We start from the raw sequence: 3786 nt of genomic DNA on the forward strand, positions 1-3786 counted from the left end.
GCTCCGTCCAGCACCAGGTCGGCGCCGACGGTGGACGCCGCCGCGGGGGCGGCCAGGCCCGCCGCCGCGTATGCGGCTCCGCCGCCGGTCGCGGTGTGCCCGGGTTCGCTGCCGGGTGCCGCGTGTCCGGGTGTGCTGCCGGTCGCGGTGTGCCAGGGTTCGCTGCCGGGTGCCGCGTGTCCGGGTGTGCTGCCGGTCGCGGTGTGCCAGGGTTCGCTGCCGGGTGCCGCGTATCCGGGTCCGCCGCCCGGAGTCGCGTGTCCGGGTGTGCCGCTGGTCGCGGTGTGTCCGGGTCCGTTGCCGAGTGTCGCGTGTTCGGGCTGGCCGTTGGCCCCCGCGTGTCCGGGCTGGCCGCCGGCCGTGGTGTGTCCGGGTGTGCCGCTGGTCGCGGTGTGCCGGGGTCCGCTGCCAAGTGCCGCGTGGTCGGGTCCACTCCCGGTTGCCGTGGACCCGTGTTCGCTGCCGGGTGCCGCGTGTCCGGGCCGGCTGCCGGTTGCGGTGTGCCAGGGTCCGATGGTCGGTGTCGCGTGTTCGGGCTGGCCGTTGGCTCCCGCGTGTCCGGGCTGGCCGCCGTCAGGTGCAGCGTGTCCGGGTCCGCCGCCGATCGCCGCGTGTCCGGGCGCGTCGCCGGCCGCCGCGAACCGCAGCAGCGCCCAACCGACGCCGGCGGCCCCGGTGCTGAAACCACCGGTCGGCAGGGCGTCGGGTGCGTGGGCGGCGAGACGGTCGGCGCAGGCCCGCGCGACGCGGCCCGCCGCCGCAGACCCGGTGGCCCGCTGCACGGCGACCATCGCCGCCAGGCAGCCGGCGTCGCCGTCGAGGACCCCGGGCTGCGGGCTCGGACCGGCCGCGGCCGCGGCCAGGTCGACCGTCGCGGCGGCCCAGCCGGCGATCTCCGCGTCGTCCAGCAAGGTGGCGAGCCGGCTGAGCGCGTAGGCGATCCCGCCAAGGCCCGCGAAACCCGCGCCGATGGCGGGCAGGTCGGCCGGCCGGTCGGCCAGCGCGGCGAGCAGGCCCGGCAGCGGGGCCAGCGCGCGCCGCGCGACCGAGGTGTACCGCTCGGTGCCGGTGAGGTCGGCGAGCTCCGCCAGGAAGAGCGCGGTGCCGCAGTAGCCGTGCGGCAGTCCGGCGCCCAGCGGCTGGACCGCCCAGATCCGGTCGTCCAGGGGCTCCAGGCCCAGCCAGTTGACCCGCCGGCCGTCGTCCTGGGCGCTGGCCAGGATGCGGTCGGCTATGCCGCAGGCGGTCGCCAGCAGCCGCTCGGCGTCGGGCACGGTGGCGGCCGGCGGGCCGGGCGGCGCGACGGCGGCGCGCGGTCCGCCGTCGCGGCGCCGGGTCGCGAGCGTGGCGCGGATCATCCACTCCTGGTCGAAGCGGTCGGTCTCGCCCATCGCCGCGATCCGGCGCTCGGCCCGGGCCAGGCCGCACTCGGTGACCAGGCCGTCGACCGTCAGCGGGCCGACCGCCAGTTCCGTCGTACCGGGGGAGCAGGCGGCCACGGGGACGTCCCCCGCCCACAGTTCGGCCAGCTCGGCGCCGACCAGCGCGCGCAGCCCCGGGCCGCCGGCCGATTCGCGCCACAGCGTGTCGAGGAGCCGGTCCCGGTCGAGCGCGTCGCGCAGGACGTCGGGATGGGTGGACTCGTCCAGCAGGACCGCGTACGAGCGGGTGGGACGGACCACCGCCCGCGTCACATCGTGCGTGAAGCGGGCCAGCAGGCCGCCGGGGCCGGTGAGTTCCGTACGGTGGCCGGCGATCACGTCGTAGCCCGCCCGGAAGCCGGCGACGAGGGAATCCACGTGGAGGGCGGGGTCGGCTTCGGCGTCGCGCAGCAGCGGCCGGTTGGCCGAGCCGCGGAACACCCCCACGGTCCGGACCAGTTGCATCTCGTCCGTCCCGGGCGCCGACCAGCCGGTCACCTCGCCGGGCAGCGGGGTGTCCCGGTCGCCGCCGAGACCGGAGACGTCCAGCACGCCGTGCTCGCCGACCAGGAAGAACGGCAGCAGCGCGGTCCGCGCGACCGACGCCGTCAGCACCGCCTGCGCCGGGTCGCCGCCCGCCGGCCCGGACAGGTCCGGGTGGAAGAGCGTCTCCAGGTCGACCAGGACGGGCTGGTCGGCGCAGGCGATCAGGTTCTCGAAGTGCATGTCGGTGGCGCCGAGCGCGTGGATCAGGGCCAGCAGCGCGCCGAGCCGCCAGTAGAACCGGCCCACCTCGGCCGGGCCCGCGCACGGTGCGGCCGCGGCGTACTCGACCCAGCCGTAGCCCGAGCGTTCGAGCACGGCCAGATCGCGCAGATCCAGGCCGTCCAGGCGGGAGTTGAGCCAGCGGACGGTGTCGTTGAAGTGCCCGTGCACGGTGACCGGGCGGGGCTTGAACACCACCCGGGCGCCGTGTTCGAAGGACAGTACGGCGACCGCCCGTCCGCCCTGGTGGCGGTCGCCGGCGCTCATGTCCACCTGGACCAGCAGGCCGGGGTCGACGCCGCCGAGGAGACCGTCGACCACCGCGGTCCGGTCGGCGGCCAGGCGCCGCAGCAACTCGGTCCAGGCCGCCACAGCCTGATCGCAGGTCTGCGCCAGCAGCCGTGCCAGGACCGGGTACTCGGCGACCAGGGCGCGCAGTCCCGCCCGGGCCGAGGTCTGCCGGACGAAGTCGTGGAACCGGCCTTCCGGAGTGCTGCCGCGCAGCCGCTCGCGCACTCTCAGGACGTTGAGTTCGAGCACCAGGGTCCGCCGGGCGAGCTGCACGAGCGCCCGGCCCAACCCGTCGGTGAAGCAGCCGCGGAGCGCCTCCTGGTCGGTCAGCTCCGCGAGGCCGTACCGTTCGACCGCCCGCAGCAGCCGCGTGGCCGCCGTCTCGGTGAACGGCGCGAGCACCGTGGCGAAGCCCGCCGACCACGAGCCGCCGGCCGGCAGCGGCGGGTCGAGCGGAGCGCAGGCCAGCGCGTCCTCGACCGTGCCGACCCAGCCGGGCCTCTCGATCCGGCCGGCCAGGGCCGCGGGCTCCTCGGCGAGCAAGGCGCGCAGGCCGTCCTCGTCCAGCCCCCGGTCCGCCAGCCGGGCCCGCAGCAGCGCGGGCGAGGAGTAGTCGGACCGCCAACTCTCCGCCAGGCTGGGGGTGGCGGCGGATATCGGGGGCGGCGGCAGCCGCTCGGCCAAGGCCACGCCGCCGGTCCACCACGTCTGCGGATCGATCACGCCCGCGATCCTGCCATCGATGGCCCGCACCTCCTATGGGGGACGGCCCCCATATTCCGGTGCGGGCGGGGGCCGTGACCGGTGGGCGCGGTGGAATGCGGGGGGCGGTCCCCATAGGAAGCCGGTACCCGGCAGGCGACGCTCGATCCATCACGACGACGGCTCGGCACGGCCGAGCAGCACGGGTGCGGGCGGGCACGTTTCCGGTCCGGCCGCACCCGGCACCGCACCCGTGCCGACGCGGGTGCGGCCGTGCCCGGACGGCGGTGGTGCGGGTCGCGCAGGGCTCCTGCGGACCTCCGAGAGCGGGACACCGGATCGAGGTGGTGCCAGGTATGCGTGCAATGTCCGTTACCGCCCGCGCATTCATCTCAGCCGACCGCCCCGGCGCCACGGCCGTCGGCACGTACCCGAACTCCGTGGAGGCACGCCATGCGCGATGACCAAGCCCGCGAGCAGCCGGCGCAGAGCCCCGACACCGTTCAGGCCCCCGCGGCGAGCACCCACCCGGCTCGACGAGCAGCGGGCCCGCCGGATCGCGGCGGAGGTCCCCGACCCCGAGCTGCCGATGCTCACCCTCGCCGAT

The 3786-nt window shown here is 76.6% G+C and carries 1 protein-coding gene; it reads right to left on the reverse strand.

The features are described from left to right. A partial coding sequence (gene lanM / locus AB0399_RS40340; protein ID WP_366414676.1) for a type 2 lanthipeptide synthetase LanM occupies nucleotides 1-3200 on the reverse strand: 3200 nt, incomplete at its 3' end. Nucleotides 3201-3786 lie beyond the last annotated feature (586 nt).

Source organism: Streptomyces sp. NPDC088194, assembly GCF_040702025.1.
Lineage (GTDB): Bacteria > Actinomycetota > Actinomycetes > Streptomycetales > Streptomycetaceae > Actinacidiphila.